Origin of the sequence: Pantoea sp. BJFS-204, assembly GCF_049310725.1 — a bacterium.
In the GTDB taxonomy this organism is placed as follows: domain Bacteria; phylum Pseudomonadota; class Gammaproteobacteria; order Enterobacterales; family Enterobacteriaceae; genus Pantoea; species Pantoea agglomerans.
On record NZ_JBMOWE010000004.1, the window covers coordinates 255,770 to 271,833 of the forward strand.

The 16,064-nt window shown below is 50.5% G+C and carries 13 protein-coding genes; 5 read left to right on the forward strand and 8 right to left on the reverse strand.

Going from position 1 to position 16,064, the window contains the following annotated elements; genetic code table 11:
* Positions 1 to 1,343: 1,343 nt before the first annotated feature.
* The 4 genes from ACO6VX_RS14295 to ACO6VX_RS14310 all read right to left on the reverse strand — a co-directional run bounded on the left by ACO6VX_RS14295 (position 1,344) and on the right by ACO6VX_RS14310 (position 5,721).
* Complete coding sequence (locus ACO6VX_RS14295; RefSeq protein ID WP_010256946.1) at positions 1,344 to 2,531, reverse strand: diguanylate phosphodiesterase; 1,188 nt, start codon at positions 2,529 to 2,531, stop codon at positions 1,344 to 1,346.
* Between the two features lie 251 nt (positions 2,532 to 2,782).
* Positions 2,783 to 2,992 carry a YdgH/BhsA/McbA-like domain containing protein gene (locus ACO6VX_RS14300; protein ID WP_010256949.1) on the reverse strand — a complete coding sequence of 70 codons (210 nt, stop codon included), beginning with the start codon at positions 2,990 to 2,992 and terminating at the stop codon, positions 2,783 to 2,785.
* 199 nt (positions 2,993 to 3,191) lie between these two features.
* Positions 3,192 to 4,976 (reverse strand): EAL domain-containing protein, encoded by a 1,785-nt coding sequence (locus tag ACO6VX_RS14305; protein WP_422431617.1) that lies wholly within the window; start codon positions 4,974 to 4,976, stop codon positions 3,192 to 3,194.
* Positions 4,977 to 5,496: 520 nt separating this feature from the next.
* On the reverse strand, positions 5,497 to 5,721 hold the full coding sequence (locus ACO6VX_RS14310; RefSeq protein WP_010256955.1) for a DUF3606 domain-containing protein: 225 nt from the start codon (positions 5,719 to 5,721) through the stop codon (positions 5,497 to 5,499).
* A 368-nt stretch (positions 5,722 to 6,089) separates the two neighbouring features.
* Here ACO6VX_RS14310 and ACO6VX_RS14315 point away from each other — a divergent pair, with 368 nt between their 5' ends.
* A complete protein-coding gene (locus tag ACO6VX_RS14315; protein ID WP_022624236.1) occupies positions 6,090 to 6,329 on the forward strand; it encodes a hypothetical protein in 240 nt (79 codons plus the stop codon).
* A gap of 175 nt (positions 6,330 to 6,504) precedes the next feature.
* The gene (locus tag ACO6VX_RS14320; protein WP_010256958.1) at positions 6,505 to 6,993 is read left to right on the forward strand and encodes an Hsp20 family protein; all 489 of its coding nucleotides are present in this window, start codon (positions 6,505 to 6,507) and stop codon (positions 6,991 to 6,993) included.
* Positions 6,994 to 7,066: 73 nt separating this feature from the next.
* On the opposite strand, the gene ACO6VX_RS14325 is transcribed toward ACO6VX_RS14320, so the two are convergent.
* From ACO6VX_RS14325 to ACO6VX_RS14335, 3 genes are all read right to left on the reverse strand, one after another.
* The gene (locus ACO6VX_RS14325) at positions 7,067 to 7,831 is read right to left on the reverse strand and encodes a MerR family transcriptional regulator (RefSeq protein WP_010671952.1); all 765 of its coding nucleotides are present in this window, start codon (positions 7,829 to 7,831) and stop codon (positions 7,067 to 7,069) included.
* 195 nt (positions 7,832 to 8,026) lie between these two features.
* Positions 8,027 to 8,236, reverse strand: coding sequence for a CsbD family protein (locus tag ACO6VX_RS14330; protein WP_010256969.1), 210 nt, complete (start codon positions 8,234 to 8,236; stop codon positions 8,027 to 8,029).
* 171 nt (positions 8,237 to 8,407) lie between these two features.
* Positions 8,408 to 9,625 carry a diguanylate phosphodiesterase gene (locus ACO6VX_RS14335; RefSeq protein WP_010256973.1) on the reverse strand — a complete coding sequence of 406 codons (1,218 nt, stop codon included), beginning with the start codon at positions 9,623 to 9,625 and terminating at the stop codon, positions 8,408 to 8,410.
* A gap of 958 nt (positions 9,626 to 10,583) precedes the next feature.
* Between ACO6VX_RS14335 and ACO6VX_RS14340 the strand changes: the two genes are divergently transcribed.
* Complete coding sequence (locus ACO6VX_RS14340; protein ID WP_010671950.1) at positions 10,584 to 10,817, forward strand: hypothetical protein; 234 nt, start codon at positions 10,584 to 10,586, stop codon at positions 10,815 to 10,817.
* A gap of 75 nt (positions 10,818 to 10,892) precedes the next feature.
* On the opposite strand, the gene ACO6VX_RS14345 is transcribed toward ACO6VX_RS14340, so the two are convergent.
* Positions 10,893 to 11,222, reverse strand: coding sequence for a hypothetical protein (locus ACO6VX_RS14345; RefSeq protein WP_010256979.1), 330 nt, complete (start codon positions 11,220 to 11,222; stop codon positions 10,893 to 10,895).
* Between the two features lie 642 nt (positions 11,223 to 11,864).
* Here ACO6VX_RS14345 and ACO6VX_RS14350 point away from each other — a divergent pair.
* A complete protein-coding gene (locus ACO6VX_RS14350) occupies positions 11,865 to 13,523 on the forward strand; it encodes a methyl-accepting chemotaxis protein (RefSeq protein WP_060678839.1) in 1,659 nt (552 codons plus the stop codon).
* A gap of 596 nt (positions 13,524 to 14,119) precedes the next feature.
* On the forward strand, positions 14,120 to 16,045 hold the full coding sequence (locus ACO6VX_RS14355; RefSeq protein WP_422458181.1) for a methyl-accepting chemotaxis protein: 1,926 nt from the start codon (positions 14,120 to 14,122) through the stop codon (positions 16,043 to 16,045).
* Positions 16,046 to 16,064: the final 19 nt, after the last annotated feature.

The following is a 16,064-nucleotide window of genomic DNA, read 5'->3' on the forward strand; positions in this document are numbered from 1 at the left end:
ACTCCGCTTTCAATCTCTTATCGGGAACGCCGGGCTGAAACGCAATAACCACTGTAGCGAGTAACGTTACTCACTATAGTGGTTACCAGCACGACAGCAACATACGTAACGCCTGTCTGAACAGGGCTAATCGCGCTATTCATCACTCTCCATCGGCAGGACCTGAATTGAGTCCGGTGCTGTGTTTACTCTCTATAGTGGTTAGTCTCTCCCGGAAGAGCTGTCTCAAAAAGCGTAATAGCCAGAATGAGACCCAATGTTCACTCGCTATAGTGGTTACTTACCTGATCACAGCACAGAAAGTACGCCCGTCATGAAGTATTCACGCAGGCTGTGCAGGGGAATCGGTGTCAGTACTCTACTCGCTATAGTGGTTATCTCCTCCGTTACCGCGCTTTTTCATCTCCCTTTTGTCCATCCAGGGTGGGTAAACTACTCGCTACAGTGGTTATCAGGTTGTTTTATCGCTAAAGCGTTCAGTTAATGATCGGATACTGGCGCTGATGAATGCGATATTCTCGCTACAGTGGTTGTTAATTGGGAGCAGAAATGGGGAGCATACTCGCTATAGTGGTTGTTATTGTCACTGGCCTATGCTCGATATAGTGGTTACCTTAAATATAGTAAGCACTCACTATCATTTATTGCACTGTCAGTAAAAGACTTCCTGTTAAATTGCCAAATGCCCACACTTAAAAATGGTTACTCGCCACAGCCGTTAAACGGTGTGCCGTGCTTCAGATTTTTGCAGTTTTAGAGCTTAGCTGCATTCATAAAAGCACCTTTGCGAGGCCCCACACAGGGCGGATTCTGCAATCAAGGGTCAAAATTCATTGTTGAGAGGGAGATCGGTTTTTTACTCGCTATAGTGGTTATGACTGAATGAAACCGTACCTGGCGTACCTGAAACAAAGGGTAATGCGCCTTCGCGCTGCAATTTAGAAGGACGGATGACGATTTACTTGCTCTGCTTACTCGCTACAGTGGTTTCCGAACCCTGAATATCGTTACTTTACTCACTACAGTGGATAGGCGATGAAGTTTGATCCTAAAGAAGGATCCGCCACTGATTTGCTTACTGGAAGAGTTAAACAGGTAACTTTACTCGCTACAGTGGTTATCAAATAGAGCTAAGCCAGAATGAGTACAGAGATTGAGGCATGGCCGGAACCATCAGGAAGGCGCTGCCTTTATCCCTGTCACAAGAACGGGTCCGATGGGGGCGCGGGGGAGGGGAGGTGTTTAGCGGGGCCGCTGCGGCTATGATACTGCTCTGCAGGACATCGGTGAAGAAAGCGGCCTCGCGCTGACGTACCGCTTTATCACCGTTGGGACAGAGAGTGTTACATCGCCTCCCGGTATTCCGGCCAGGCAACGGATTGTGCTTCATAGCGCCCTGCGGCTGCGAACAGCGTGCCCTGGAAGTTGATCACACCTGCAGCCTCCAGCCACATCCACTCTTCTGCCTGTACGATCCCTGCCGCGATGACGGTAATTTCCAGCGCGGAACAGCATTTAATAATCGCCTGAACCACCGCCTGCTTTGGCCCACTGCGATGAACATCGCGGGTGATACCGGCATCAATACGAATGCGGTCGGGCTGAATGTGAGTCAGCAAGGACAATCCCGCGGAGCCGTCACCAAAATTGTCGATCGACAGACTGATTCCGACCGCTTTTAGCGCGCGTACGGCTTCAGAGAACGCTTCCAGCTGCGAGATCACTGCGGTCTCACTCACGCCAACAACAACTTGTTCAGGAACCAGTCCCGCCTGCTGAATAGCGGTCACAATATGATCGACGGCATTGGGTATCACCACCAGCGTCATAGGCAGCAGGCTGACGTACAGTGTCATACCGTCCGGGCAGACCAGGCCAGCATGGGCAAACGTCTTTTTCACGGTTGCCAGATCGTTAACATAAAGCTGATCGCCTGAGATGTCGTCGGCGGGAGCAGGTCGCAGAGTGGTCGCTTCAATCGCTGTGACCTGACGAGCGAGGGGATCCACCACCGGGCGAAAGCTGACGCCTTCTGTCTCCGGACGGGAGTCCGGCACATCATTGTGCTCAGAAATAAACTCCCAGTAACCCGGCGGGAGGACCTCGTAGTAGTTCTCTTTCTCACGAGACTCTACAAACGTGCGCAGGAATTGCAGTGCCCGATCATCATAGGTCAGACGATATTTTGACGTCCCTTTATCCAGCACGGCCTGCAGGAGCGATGAGCGATCGTGTTCTCGCAGGTCAAAGAGTGCCATGCCCGCATTACCAAAGCGGCGGTAAGGCGCATAGTCGCGCATCAGCTCCACCACATTGTGGTGCCGTCGATCTGCACAAATTCTCTGATAGACTGCCTGAATGCCCGCTTCCGGACCCTCAAGCAATTGAAAAAAATGGGTACCGTTAAATAATAATATGCCGGTCACGTCGTGAGCCGCATTTATTTTGCTGGCGTTGTCGACCATCGCGGGCAGGGTTCTGATGGGAAAGTCATCTGAAATATGGCTGCGGTATATTATGGTAGTCAGCATGTGCAGCTCCGTTTTATAAGATTGTTGCGCACACGCTAGCATTGTTCAAAAAATGTTTCATCTCTCCTTATTCACTGTCGCACAGACTGCACCACGGCAGGTGACAATAAGCGAAACGGCAAATTGTGGGGCACGGTTCCAACAATCGTAATGGGATCAGAGACGCTGAACCTGAGCAGACGAACTCATGCTTCCTGCATAATAAAAAAGGCCGCCGTAGTGGCAGCCTCATCGTATTGAAGGGGGAAATGTTATTTGATCAGTTCAGCAGAGACATAAGCACGATTATCAACGCGTGCGCCGGTAATTTTATAGGATGCGCCTGCATCTTTGGCCTGTGCCGCGACTTTCGCTTCAGCAGCATCCAGGGTAGACGCGGTAGCGGTAATAGTCTGGGCAAAACTACCGAATGAAATCAGAGAGAGTGCAGTAACAGCAACGAAAGTTTTGATGGATTTCATGGTCAATTCCTTAGCGTATTTCAGTCAGGGAGAGGCGTTTTGCCTCGATGGAATGAATGATAGGCGCGATCTCGCCAGACTGATATAGCTAACTTTTGCTGATATTGATCAAATATTTTGAATATGACTTATAGGGAATATCAGAGCTCGATCTGATAGCTGAAAATGCAATCTGATATCAGATTGCGCCAGCTCCAGATTAATGACACTCGCCACGCAGCTTCCAGTGCAGCCAGTGATCCAATGCTTCTTCGTTCAACGGCTTCGAATAGAAATAGCCCTGAGCCTGATCGCAGCCATACTCGGTCAGGGATGTTACTGCATCCGGACACTCAACCCCTTCTGCCACCACGGTATAGTCCAGCTCTTTAAGCATGGCGATGATGCTGCGTGCAATGATGCGTGAAGCCGTGTCAGAGGAAAGCTCACTGATCAGGGAACGATCCAGCTTAATCACATCAAGCGGCATGCGACGCAGATAACTGATATTGCTGTAGCCGGAACCGAAATCATCGAGTGAAATAGTGAATCCTCGTGCTCTGAGCATCTCCAGCCCGCGCAGGGCGGCCGGGCTTTCAAGGATACGTTCGGTTTCCAGACATTCGATTCCCAGCAGAGAGGTTGGGAGCTTAGATTTGACCATCTTACTTTCCAGCGCTGAAGCGAACCCCTCGCGCGCAAAGTCACGTACGCTGACGTTTATCGTTAGCGGCAGCTGGATGCAGTTATTCCTCAGCCGGCTAAGGCGCTCAACCGCCCGATCGATAATCCAGGCTGTCAGCACAGAGAGCAGATCGGTCTGCTCAGCCAGCGGGATAAAGGCGGCAGGTGAAAGCTCGCCCCGGCTGGGATGTTGCCAGCGGATAAGCGCTTCCAGACCCACGGGTTTACCACTTTGCAGGCAAATTTTCGGCTGATAGACCATATACAGCCCGGTGTTCTCGCGTAATGCCGTTTTAAGATCGGTCATCAGCAGGAAATCTTCTGAACGCTGCGTTTCAGCCTCAGCGTCAAAGCGCTGAGAGGGCAGGCCGCGGCCGACCGCTTCATGCAGCGCACTGACCGCACGGCCTAATATTTCAGATGCTGGCATGCTGCCAGCGACAAAGTCAGCCTCACCGGTATGGGGAGTCAGCGCGACTGACAGACCTTCATCCATGTCCGCACTGATACCTTCCAGACGACCGGCTACCCACGCGGCACTGAGTCGGCTATCCGCTCGGGTCAGGATAGCAAAGCGGCCGGTGGCCACCGTATAGATCATCTCCCCAACCGCCGGACGCAGGCGTAGCGGCAGCAGAGTGGCCATATCTTTCAGCAGGCTCTCAACCGGGCTCATTCCCATGGTGCGGGCCAGTTCATAAGCGCGCGACATATCGATGCAATCAATCAGAACCAGACGGCGTGGCGTGGTATCGCCGGCAACGGCAAGATATTGCAAATCACGTATCAGGCGCTGACGGTTAGGCAGCCCGGTCACCGGATCGGTAAAACCCGCCGAGTGCCAGGCTTCAAGAAAAGACATTACCAGCGTAGAGAGCAGCGTTAAGGTCGTCACCTGGTCACTGGGAAACGCATGCGGTTCGGTGTCGGTCACACATAGTGTGCCCAGAATAATACCATCGCGTGTTTTCAGTGGCACACCGACATAAAAGCGGATAAAGGGTGAGCCAGTGATCAGGGGATGCGTGACAAAACGCGCATCGTAATAAGTATCAGGGACGATCACCGCACTGTCGCTATCAACCACGTGACGACAAAGTGAATCCGCACGCGTTGAGCGTTGCAGTTCAAAATTGTGTGATGCCCGAACGGTCTGGAACTCATCATCCAGCACCGATATAAAGCTGCCCGGGATACCCAGGGCCTGACTGGCTAACCGGACAAACTTCCGGAGAACTTCATCGCGGCTTTCATCAGGGTCGCGCAACGCCTGTAAGGCGCGGCTGCGGCGCTCATTGTCGCCGTTTAAATTGTTTAACATGTGTGTAGAACCCCCGCACCGGCTGATTACGGAGCGAAAAAAGAAAACTGTCCGGAGCGAAATGTGATTCGGGCGGCAGGAATTATGGCTTGATTTTTAATTTTCAACTGGATAATAAGGGACTATGCAGCGGGTGTCTCTTAATATTTTCTTTAACGCATTAAAGGGGTTGTTACGATTCGAAAATTTAATCGAAGATGCGCCTGATTATTTACATTTGTACATTTTATATAGTTAGGAGAGGGTTTTTACGGTTGTTAATGTTTATTTTCCGTCAGGAGATGAATAAGCATTCAGGGTGGTTAATGTTATTTCTAAGTCAGTTTTACAATTAAACAGGTCTGCAGCCAGAGACGGATCGCTATCCGCTGATTGCTCAGGAAGATAACCTATTAAAAATACAGGTAAAAGCCTGAAAAAATGAAGACCGGCAGATATGACCTGTCAGTGTACTCCTGACTGCTATAGGTCAATCCACCGCAAGACTGCCAGTAACGTGTCGCTTCAGACAGTAATCAGTTTAACCTTTCATGCCGTGTGTGAATTGTGTCGGACGACGTGGCGGCGGGTTTTGCTCCAGCCAGTCACGAACCTGTTCGGTCCGCGGCCCTCGCTCGCGGATCGCGCGTGTCAGCCTTTCCTGTGTTGTCCTCAGTTCCTGGGTCCAGTAGGTGATTTGCCACTGTTCACGAATTTCCACCTGCGACAGATCGTCGGGCGAGCGACGCTGGATAGGATTTTTCATTCATTATCCTCCTCTTTTTCAATGATTCTGCCTGAACATGACCCTCAGGCTATACCTCTATCCTGATGAAGAAAGGGCGCTTGAGGTAGCGGAATAATCCCTGAATGGCCCTTAAGGCAAATAACAGGATAATTCCTGGCAGGAGGAATAAAGCACTCTATGGAAATAGAAAAGTCTCCGTCAGGGCGAAATATGCCGCTTCGCTTATAAAAAATCATGCATAATTTTTAAACCTGAAATTTGACATTTATTTAAAATAGTCAATTATTCTGTGGTCTTTTCGTTATGGCCGCTCTCAGGTTGCTTCGCTTTTATTGATGGTGAAGCGCTGTGCCTTTGCGGTTTAATCATGTTGAAGGAGTCTTTGTTTGGTGAATCGTCCCCCCAGGCCGCCTGTGGTCGTCCAGAGTAATGTGCGTGAACTTCGTCTTGCCGCCGGGCTCTCACAGCAGAGCGCTGCTGAGCGTTTTGACCTTAGCCTGCGCGTCTGGCAAACCAAAGAAGCCGCAGGTAACCCGACACTATTAAGTCAGGGAGAATATGAGTTGCTGTTATTACTGGCTGGCTGTCATCCCCATTTTGCTCTTGCACCTCAGAGCAAAAAGTAACGGCTGCGTTAATACCCTGAAATTTATTTCTGTGGTAACCGGCTGTCTGATAACGGTAAAAAAATTATATTTACCAACTTGAAAACTGACTACTGATCCCTATTTATGGAGATGATCGGAAATATGAGCCCGATCAGATGAACTTTTGGATGAACCTGTTCAGGAGATTATCACCATGTCAGTACAACAATTTTCAGTGTTCCCTTCGCTGTCTGATTCAGTCTTCTCAGACCGCTTTAATCGCATCGATAAATTGTTCAGTCAGCTTACTGGCGACAGCCCGGTAACGTCGGTTCCCGCTTACGATCTGCAGCGGGTAGAGGATAATCGCTATGCGTTGACCGTCAGTGTACCTGGCTGGAAAGAGCATGAACTGGAGATCGAGTTACGAGGCGGACGGCTTTCAGTGGCCGGTCACAGAGAGAAACCGTCACAGGAAGCGTCTGGCGAGGCCCGGGAAGAGAACACCAGCTGGATCCACCGCGGCATTTCCCGACACGATTTCCAGCTGAGCTTTTCCATTCCAGAGCACATGAAGGTCACCGGAGCCAGCCTGGCGGAAGGTCTGCTTAGCATTGATCTGATCCAGGAAATACCGGAGAGCGAGAAACCGCGCCGTATCCCGATTGCGATCGGCGGTCAACGTACTCTTGAACATCAGTAATATGAACAGGGCGGAAACGGCACAGGCTGTTTCCGCCTTTTTATTCACTGGCAGGTAAGAAAGTCAAAAGAGTTCAGGCGCTGGCTGCCATAAGGCTGATTTGCGACGGTAAGCCGGTATTCGTTCCGGTCAGCATGATCGGTTCACCCGCCTCAAGACTGGAGTGAAATGCAGCCTTCATCGATGCACTGATACCATCACCACACCACATCAGATGATGCTCAAAGCGGCGTTGCGCCACGGCGGGGATACCTGACGCATCTGCTGCAACTTCAACCCGAAAGCCCTGTCCGTTAAGCCGTATCGCTTCCATCCAGATCTCGGTTTCATCTGTGACACTGACTGCTTCAAGAAACAGCGGTACGGTGCTGCGTCGTTGTGAGGCCAGCGCCAGGCGCTCCCACTGACTGACTACCGCTGAATGAAAGCGCTGCTGGCGCCGCGCCGCACCTTCGCTGAGGTCAGTGCGCAGCCAGAGGTTGAGCGGCCGCAGGTAGCGATTAACATAATCATCACCACAATAGTCGGTATTCATCATCTGTAGTTCGCGATCAACATCTGCGTCCGTGTTATGCGCCAGCAGATGCAACATATCCTCTTCCCGACAGGCCCAGCCGCCAGGCAGCGTAACGCTGGGCCAGTTAAATGCAGTATGGATATCAAAGAGCGTATGACCCCCTGAGGTCATTTCACGCACACAGAGCGCACGCGTAAGCTGATTATCTGAGTAACCAGCAGGGCCAGGCGGCGTTATCAGCCCGGCACGGCGCCAGCGGCGCAGAGTTTCAGGAAGAACACCGACGAGACCACATACGGTGTCGGTAGAGTGCTGGGGCATAATTGATATCCGAAAGGCATTGAGATCCCATGAACAGGGAAGATGACGCAGTATGCGCGTCAGGAATAAATAAAGAAACAATCATTTCCAAAATCTGCCGGTGTATCGTGTGCTGAGATGGCAGTGGGTGCGGGGGATTAAACAGGGGTACAGGGCAGATGCCGGACGCAGAGACGCCCGGCGATTAAGCACACGTTACCAGTGGTACTTGTTGGAATCTTCCCACTCTTTCACTTCTTTTTCGGCACGATCTTTCTCGTAGCCGTAGCGTTCCTGAATTTTACCGACCAGCTGATCGCGCTTCCCTTCTACAACGGTCATATCATCATCCGTAAGATCACCCCATTTTTCCTTAACTTTACCTTTGAACTGCTTCCAGTTACCGCCAATGCGATCTTCGTTCATGGTGACTCTCCCATTTCCGGTTGTTATCCAGTGACCTGATGAATATCTGTATTGCCTGAAGGCTGTCAGATGAATCAAGCATGGCACAGCTTTTGCCTTTTGCAGCGAAGCGGTGTGAGCCGCATCAAATTATGGGCAAAAGGGAAGGAAAGGGGATTATCACGGCGGGGTCTATTCCGGGCGTCGTGCTGGCCAGCTTACTGCAGGCAGGGCATTGAGGGCTGGACGGGCAAACAGAAAGCCCTGGTAATAGCGTACCCCGGCACCTTCCAGCCAGAGCCACTCTTCAATTTTTTCAACCCCTTCCGCAATGACCGTAATTTCCAGTGCCTGACAGCATTTAATGATGGCCATCACTATCGCCTGACGCGGGCCACTGCGGTGGATATCGGTGATCAGCTTGCGATCGATTTTCACTTTGTCGGGCTGGAAATCGGCTAACAGCGACAGGCCAGCGAAGCCGGCGCCAAAATCATCGAGCGCCAGGCTGATCCCGGCCGCTTTCAACTGCTGGACAGCAAACTGGAATGCGTCGAAGCGCGAGATGATCTCATCTTCGGTCACCTCAACCACCACCTGCTCTGGTCGCAATCCCTGCTGCCTGATCTGCTGGATAAGATGTTCAACAGCATCATCGATTACCACCAGCGACATGGGCAGCAGATTGACGGAGAGCGTTTGCTCGCGCAACCCCAGATGCCTGGCCAGCTGGAAAGCGTAGGTTTTAGAGTGCAGATCGCCCTGATAGCGCTCGCTTTCTGGCAATTGCGAAAAGTAATCAGCGGGCGATGCGCCGTGCTGGCCACGTATCAAGGCTTCACAAGAGACAATCCGGCGATTCGCTGTATCCACAATAGGCTGTAGCGCAAATTCACAACGCTGACCCGGTGCCGGTTGCCAGGCTGGCTGAGATTCGGAGGTGACGGGTGTTGTCAGCGTCCACTGACTGGCAGGATCAATTTTGATAAACGTCTCTTTATCCCGCCCCTCGACGAAAGAACGCAGGAACTTCACCACCCGGTCATCTCTGATCCGTTCATCACTCAGGGTAACCCGCTTAAGCAGGGCATCCACTACGGTGTGTTTCTGATAATCACGTAAATCAAATAAGGCCATACCGGCATGACCGAAGCGACGCGCAGGGGCGTAATCCCGCATCAGCTCAATCAGGTTAAAATGCCGCTCATCCTGACTGATACGCTGGAAAACCGTGTGAACGTTGTCGACGCTACCCTCCAGCACCTGAAAAAAGTGCTGTCCGTCATAGAGCAGTATCCCGGTGACTTCAGCCTCAGCATTTTTGATACTGGCGCGCTCCACCAGCGCTTTCAATCTCTCTGGCGAGACAGAACCCGCAAGCTGGCTACGGTAAATAAGGGTGGAGAGCATAATCAGACTCACGTGGCAGAAAGTTACTGATTAAACATATCACAGAAATATTGCTGGTTAAGGGCACAACTACGACCATTATGCCGTTATATTTGCAGCATTAATTTAATCGTAGATTCAGGTAGTACTAAAGGATTCGACAATCAGGACATCAGATCGCAGTGCGGCAATAACCGGGCATAGAAATGAAGGGAAAAGAAAAACCCCCATAAAATCGGGGGCGAACAGCAGATATAGCGCATTATTATAACGTTACAGCTTCCCTGGTGAGGCGCTGGTCAATCTGATATTGCCAGATTATTACGCACTTTTTATTCTCCTTACCACGTCATTCTGGCGAGGCTTTTAAGCGGGTAAAAATCCGTTTATTTGCTATTTCGGAAAATTGTTTTGAGATTCAATCCACTGTTTCAGGCTTCAGGCGATGTCAGCACAACCAATGAATTATCAGGTTACAAATCAACCACTTTTCCAGACACTCCCTTAACGTCATCAGCACAGTAGTCAGCAACGCATGAACGTTGTCGGTCTGCAGAGACAATCAGATGTTGATATCTGCCTTATCTGAAAAAAGTGCCCCCTGTAAAAGGGGGCAAGGGTAGGAGTCAGATCGCTCTGTAAAATAAGTGGATTTCATTACAGAGCCATTCAAAGATAGGGCAAAAACGATGTTTATGCCGCTACGGTTAACTCTTTTTTTAATTAGATATCAAACAATTAAAAAGCTAACAATATTCAATGGCTATTTAAATCAATACCTTAATCAGATATGAAAACGATTTCTAAGATTAGGATTAAAGTCCTGTTTCGGCTGCTGCTTCTGCTATAAATGGCCACAATTAAGCCATTGCTTAGCGATCTGAGACTGGTAAACAGAGCAGACTTGACCCTTAAAGCGAATAATTGTACTGTTTATATATACAGCATATTATCGATTGAGAGCCGGTGTGGGGTAAAGATGTCACAGGATGATGAGGTCTGGTCAGCATTCAGAGAAGCGATGAGGCGGGATAATACCGGTCAGTGCACAGTGAGTACCCGGGATTTTGTGGCTGAACTGGAACAACGCAACTCACCTCACACGCTTCGGGCCGCGAATACCTGGATCGAGATGCATATCACGACTTTCAGTGATATCTCAATTGAGCCCGGAGAATGTCGGCTGTTCCAGGTGCCTGCGGCGCGTGATTAAAACGTGCCGCAGCGCAGACAGGATAAGAAAGCGTTTCAGCCTGCCCGCTGTAACAGGTGCAGGCTGAAGCAGGCATCAGAGCCTGGATGTGTTCCGACGCATGTCAGACCGATCCTGGAATTTAGGATTCGCGGGGAAGCTCTTCTCGCACGCCATGCGCGCCAGATTCAATGCGACTTTGCGTTTTTTAAGCTTTAACTTCGGCAACCACTCTTTGAACTGTGCCGTTAGCGACGCTGCCTGCTGCTCGTTGGTGACACGACAGATAAATAGCTTGCTCTTGGTCTGACGACTGACATCAATGGCATAGATCTCTACACCTGCGCTGCACACTTCATATTCAACATCCGTAAACTGCATGTGTGGCCAAAGACCGGTTCTGGTTTCAAATGTGGCTAAATCCATGACGACTACCTTTTTTTATTTTAAGCGTTATTGCTACCCAACAGACTAAAGCCTGGTCGGGCCAGTGAGCATAGACCAGATTCAGCATTCCGCCAGCGATTTCACTGATTTAATCTGGCCCTGACACAAAAGGCTAAAATCTCCTACCGTCGCCTGTTATCTGACAGGTAGCCAGTCATCCTCTTATCAGAAAATCTGATGACAGACTGTCATGCTGGTTTTTCACCCCTTCAGCTCTTCAGCTTTACAAGCCCTGCCTTTGCTGCGTCTGCGACGGTATCCCACGAATTTAAATCGCCTTTTCCTTAACAATTATCGTCAGCATCGCTGTTGAATTAGCGGGCTAATTATCAGATTCAAATGAATGGCTGCTTCCGCGTCATTGTGGCCATCCGGCAATGGAAATCTTCTGACAGGAGATGTGGCAAATTTATCTCAGATGATGAAATGTAAAAAGGTGTGTCAAAATAAAAATGAATAAATGGCAGAGTAGTGTTCTGGCTAGTTCACTCTGTACCATTCGCAAGGAAAAATAAAAAAATATATTCGCCATGCTTAATTAAAGCCCTGCAGACAAGAGCCGATAAGAACGATCCAACTTTAAATTATGTCCAGATTATTCTTTTTTTGCCGGGGGCAAGTATGACTATTACACAACGTCTGGTATTGATTTTCTCACTGCTTGCAATGTCACTGATTGCGCTGGTGATTATCTCTTTATCAGTGATTTCGGGCTTTCAATCCCGCTTTGAATATGTACAGATGAACGCAATACCCAGCATTCGCGATCTCAATAAATCGATCAGCGTGACCAATCAGTTGGGTATTGCGCTTTATCGCCACCACAGCACCAGCGATGCGGCAAAATTCCCTGCTGCGGAAGAGCGCATTGAGAATCTGCTTACGCAGATTAAGTCGCTCAATGATTACTACATGGCTAACGACATCTCCAGCGATGAAGATAAGGCGATGACGGAACAGGCCTATAAAAATCTGGATGCGGTCCGCAGCGCATTGCCGGCATTTCTTGCCGCGTCACGCGCCCATAATGATGCGGTCACGCTGCCATTATTGCAGAGTGAGGGCGGTATTGGTGCCGCATCCCGTAAGATGGAAGCGGATTTCACCCGTCAGATTCAGCTGAATATCGATATTGGCGAACAGCTCAGGGCGGAGAACAAGCGCGTTTATAGCCAGACCCTGTGGGCGATGTCTGGCGGATCGCTGCTGCTTATTCTGATACTGGCCGGTTTCTCCACTAAGGTGATTCTCGGCATCAAAAAGAGCCTCTCAGGCATGGTCAATACCATGACGCAGGTGAGTCATACCCTCGACCTGACTCATACCGCGGAGGTCCGCAGTAAGGATGAGATCGGCAAAACGGCGATGGCATTTAATCAGCTGCTGGCACGCGTCTCCGGCACGTTGCTTTCCGTCAGTCACGCCGCGCAATCGGTGAGTACCGGATCAACGCAGATAGCGGCGGGCAACGAAGATCTCTCTGCACGCACGGAAGAACAGGCGGCTTCACTGGAGCAAACCTCAGCCAGCATGGCGACACTGAGCGAAACGGTGCGACAGAACTCAGAGGGTGCGCAACAGGCCAGCAGCCTGGCAAATAACGCGAATCACATGTCAATCCAGAATGGGACGGCGGTGAAGCAGATGCTCAGTACCATGGATGAAATCCGCGCCAGCTCTGCCAAAATCTCTGAAATTACCGGACTGATTGAAGGCATCGCGTTTCAGACCAATATTCTGGCGCTGAATGCGGCAGTCGAGGCAGCGCGTGCGGGCGAGCATGGTCGCGGCTTCGCTGTTGTTGCCTCTGAAGTGCGTAATCTGGCGCAGCGCTCCTCTTCTGCCGCCCGTGAAATTAAGGATCTTATCTCAACATCGGTTTCACAGGTCGAACACGGTTTAGAGCAGGCCAGCGGCGTTGGATCTAACAGTGAAAATGTCCGTCAGGCGATTCAGCAGGTGGCCGATCTGGTCAATGAGATTGCGGCGGCTACCTCTGAGCAGAGTAAAGGCATTGAACAGGTTCATCAGGCCATTGGTCAGATGGATGAAGTGACGCAACAGAACGCCTCACTGGTGGAAGAGGCCTCATCCGCCTCTAAGTCGCTGCAGGAGCAGGCAGAAACGCTGTCGGGACTGGTGGCGACCTTTAAGCTGGAAAGCAATCACCGTGCAGTGCAGTCGCAGCAGACCGCTGCAGTACGGCGTCCGGTATTACACACAAAGCAGCCTGAGCAGCAGACCATCGACCTGACTAAGGCGAACTGGGAAAGTTTTTAATGGTTGAGCAGTAACTTAAGGGCCTCCACAATGTGGGGGCTTTTTTTTATCATTAATCAGAATAAATAAACGACTTTTTCTGAAATAAAATGAAATCGATTTCATTATAAAAGTGCAGGTAACTCTTTAGGGTTATAAGGTTTAAATTAGAATTTGCCGGGCGTAGATATTTGTTTTGATAGTCTGGTGATAATGAGTCAGATACAGGCAGGATGTCAGTTATCGGCTATTCATGACGCAACTTGAATTTCTTTATCTTCAAAACAATAACGCTGAAGTCAGGCTTGTGGCTTAATGCTTATTGCCAGGTGTTTTTATTTCAATTTTATGATTTTTAAGGGTATTTTTCAAGTTTGGCTTAGGTGAATATTGAAGTAAATATTGTCATTTTATTCACTGTAAAATAACGCAGCGCAATCTATACTCCCTTCCGTGTTATATGTACTTCTGATTTTTATACGAAACTCCTTTCTTCATAGCGACATTGTGCTGCATGAGGCATCTCTGGCTATGTCAAAGAAACGGTAAAAATAATATTACGAAAGCTATTTCGTGCGCTACACACCTGCACGTCTCACACATCAGAGCGGAAAAGAATGAAAAAAATACTCGACCGGATTAATTTGCCAGCGAAATTCCTGTTACTCGGATCCTTTGCGCTGGTGCTGTTTATTTTACCCACCTTTCTGTTTATTCAGACGGGCAACCAGCTTATTGATACAAAGAATGTGGAACTGACCGGTATACCGGTCGAAAGAAAGGTGCTCAAGTTGCTGAACCTGCTGCAGCGGCACCGTGCGGAAAGTGCGATCGCTATCTCGCTGAACAAGCCAGATAACGCGCCACGTATGGCGTTGGTCAGTGAGGTTAATCGCTTATCTCAGACGATTGCTGACGAATTACGTCAGAATAATGAGCAGGCGCAGCCGCTGAAGCGGCTGGAGCGGGTTAATCAGGAGTGGAGCCAGCTGCAGAACGATATTAACGCGGGCAAACTGACCCTGGCAACCAGCCTGACGCGACATGCTCAGCTGATTCAGGTGCTACTCGATACGAACCAGGATGTACTTGATTTTTATCAGCTATCGCTGGATGCCGATCTGAATACCTACCAGCTGATTGTCAGTATCTTTAGTCGCCTGCCGCAACTGACTGAAACGCTGGGACAGATTCGTGCTAGCGGCACGTCGCTGATTGCGGGTGGGAATGTGTCGGATGCCGATCGCAGCCGCATGGCATTTCAGCTTGATTATGGCAAAACGGCGCTGAGACAGTTTAGCGGCAACATGGATAAAGTATTTTCCATTGAGCCAGATCTTAAAACCACCTTTGGCAATCTGGCACAGGATGCGAACCAGCAGGCGCTGAGTGCGCTGAATCTGGCTGATAGTGTCTTTGTCAGCGGTCACGCCAGCGTGACGCCGGTTGACTATGTACGGATCTTTACCCAGGCGATTAACCGTTACGGCGAGCTGGGTGAACAAACCAGCCATCGTCTGGAAGGAATGATGCAGACGCAGATCCAGGAACGCCGCTATGCGCAATATCTGTTACTGGCAGGTCTGTTTGCCGTCGCGTTGCTGGCCATTCTGCTGGCCGTCATGATCACCCGTTCAGTGACCCGGCCGGTTAAAGAAGCGGTCGAAGTTGCCAGCCGCGTCGCGGCAGGTGATCTGACGGCACAGCTGGCCGTTTCCGGCAGTAATGAGATGGCTGAGCTTCTGAATGCACTGATGCGGATGCAGCAGCGCCTTGCTCAGCTGGTGTCGGATATCAAAGGTAACGCGGCCACCATCGCCAACTCCTCAGAAGAGATTGCCCGTGGCAATGGCGATCTGTCGTCACGCACCGAGCAACAGGCGGCTTCACTGGCTGAAACGGCTGCCAGCATGGAGCAGCTGGCGGCAATCATTCAGCAGAACGCGGATAACACGCGCTTTGCCTCCGCCCGTGCGGAATCTGCCACGCAGGCTGCACTCTCCAGTGGTGCAGCAATGGATTCGGTGATGGAGACCATGCACAAAATTCGTGGCAGCTCAGGTAAAATTGAAGAGATTACCTCGGTGATCGATAGTATCGCCTTCCAGACCAACATTCTGGCACTGAATGCGGCCGTGGAAGCGGCACGCGCCGGTGAGCAGGGTAAAGGTTTTGCGGTTGTTGCATCGGAAGTGCGGGCACTGGCACAACGTTCAGCCAGTGCAGCTAAAGAGATCAAGGGTCTGATTGAGCAGTCGGTCGGCCACGCGCAGGAAGGGATCGCCATGGCGCAGAACGCAGGCGATAAGGTGAAACAGAGCGTCAGCGCCATTGAACAGACCTCTCAGCTGATGCGCGACATCACTTCTTCATCCGAAGAGCAGAGCAGTGGCATCTCGCAGGTCAATATTGCGGTAAACCAGATGGACCAGGTGACGCAGCAGAACGCCGTGCTGGTTGAAGAGTCGGCCTCCTCAGCTGATGAACTCGCCGCGCGCGCAGGGCAGTTACGTACGATGGTTGCGGTGTTCCAGACTGCATAATGGTGTTAAACAGCCGCCT

Bases quoted from the DNA above. Each gene is read 5' to 3' on its own strand.
- ACO6VX_RS14295 (WP_010256946.1), bottom strand. From the start codon at position 2,531: ATGCTGACTACCATAATATACCGCAGCCATATTTCAGATGACTTTCCC.
- ACO6VX_RS14300 (WP_010256949.1), bottom strand. From the start codon at position 2,992: ATGAAATCCATCAAAACTTTCGTTGCTGTTACTGCACTCTCTCTGATT.
- ACO6VX_RS14305 (WP_422431617.1), bottom strand. From the start codon at position 4,976: ATGTTAAACAATTTAAACGGCGACAATGAGCGCCGCAGCCGCGCCTTA.
- ACO6VX_RS14310 (WP_010256955.1), bottom strand. From the start codon at position 5,721: ATGAAAAATCCTATCCAGCGTCGCTCGCCCGACGATCTGTCGCAGGTG.
- ACO6VX_RS14320 (WP_010256958.1), top strand. From the start codon at position 6,505: ATGTCAGTACAACAATTTTCAGTGTTCCCTTCGCTGTCTGATTCAGTC.
- ACO6VX_RS14325 (WP_010671952.1), bottom strand. From the start codon at position 7,831: ATGCCCCAGCACTCTACCGACACCGTATGTGGTCTCGTCGGTGTTCTT.
- ACO6VX_RS14330 (WP_010256969.1), bottom strand. From the start codon at position 8,236: ATGAACGAAGATCGCATTGGCGGTAACTGGAAGCAGTTCAAAGGTAAA.
- ACO6VX_RS14335 (WP_010256973.1), bottom strand. From the start codon at position 9,625: ATGCTCTCCACCCTTATTTACCGTAGCCAGCTTGCGGGTTCTGTCTCG.
- ACO6VX_RS14340 (WP_010671950.1), top strand. From the start codon at position 10,584: ATGTCACAGGATGATGAGGTCTGGTCAGCATTCAGAGAAGCGATGAGG.
- ACO6VX_RS14345 (WP_010256979.1), bottom strand. From the start codon at position 11,222: ATGGATTTAGCCACATTTGAAACCAGAACCGGTCTTTGGCCACACATG.
- ACO6VX_RS14350 (WP_060678839.1), top strand. From the start codon at position 11,865: ATGACTATTACACAACGTCTGGTATTGATTTTCTCACTGCTTGCAATG.
- ACO6VX_RS14355 (WP_422458181.1), top strand. From the start codon at position 14,120: ATGAAAAAAATACTCGACCGGATTAATTTGCCAGCGAAATTCCTGTTA.